Consider the following 1,034-nt stretch of genomic DNA (forward strand, 5'->3'; position numbering starts at 1 on the left):
CGCGAACCCGCGAACCGCTCATCCGCCAGCCACTCCTGCACAGCACCCAGCACCTGAGCAGTGGACGCACGCACGGCGGCCGGCACGTCCAGCGCCGGGTCCGTGGCCGGGCACCGGTACAGCACCCATTCCGGCACCTGGTCCTCATCACCGAGCGAGGCCAGGTCCGGGTACCGGTCCGGCTGGAATGCGTCAGGTGCCGGAAGAGCGGACAGCGGCGTCCAAGCCACCTGGAGGAGGGACTGGTGGTGGCCGGTCGCGGCCAGGTCACCGGCGGCGAGCGGACGCAGGGTCAGCGCATCGATCTCGGCGACCGGCGCGCCGTTGCCGTCGGCGATGGCCAGCGTGAGCGACGACGCGGCGGCCGGCTGCGACCCGGCACCCGTCCGGCCCTCGGCCTCGGTGGTGCCACGGCCTGCCGCGACGGCCCTGCGGCCGACCCTCACTCGCAGGCTCCGCGGCCCGGTGGCGTGCAACGACACTCCCGACCAGGAGAACGGCAGATACGGCCGCCCAGCCTCGGTTCCCGGCAGCAGACCGCCCAGCGCACTGGCATGCAAGGCGGCATCGAGCAACGCGGGGTGGACACCGAACCGGGCCGCCTCGCCGTGCGCCTCCTCGGGCAGCTCGATCTCGGCGAACACCTGCCCGTCCCGGCTCCACGCCCGCACCAGGCCCTGGAACAGCGGCCCGTACTCCAACCCCAGCTCCGTCATGCCGTCGTACAGCGCGTCCACCGCGATCGGCGCCGCACCCGCAGGCGGCCACTGGGTCAGATCACCGAACATAGGCGCAGAACCCGGCCCACCCGCCGCGCTCTCATCGGCGCCGATGACCGTCAGGGTGCCTTGGGCCTGCTGGGTCCACTCGGCTGTGTCCTGCGCCCGGGCATGGACGGAGAACGAGCGCGCGCCGGACTCGTCGGCCGCGCCCGCGACCAACTGCACCCGCACCGCACCCCCGGACGGGACCACCAACGGCGCCTGCAACGTCAACTCCTGCAGACGCGCACACCCCAGCTCATCACCCGCCCG

General features: G+C 73.5%; 1 protein-coding gene. It reads right to left on the reverse strand.

What is annotated here, in order from left to right:
• On the reverse strand, positions 1 to 989 hold a 989-nt coding region (locus IEY93_RS37510), incomplete at its 3' end, for a polyketide synthase dehydratase domain-containing protein (RefSeq protein WP_189167888.1).
• Between the last annotated feature and the right edge of the window lie 45 nt (positions 990 to 1,034).

The organism is Sphaerisporangium melleum, assembly GCF_014646695.1.
Classification (GTDB): Bacteria; Actinomycetota; Actinomycetes; order Streptosporangiales; family Streptosporangiaceae; genus Sphaerisporangium; species Sphaerisporangium melleum.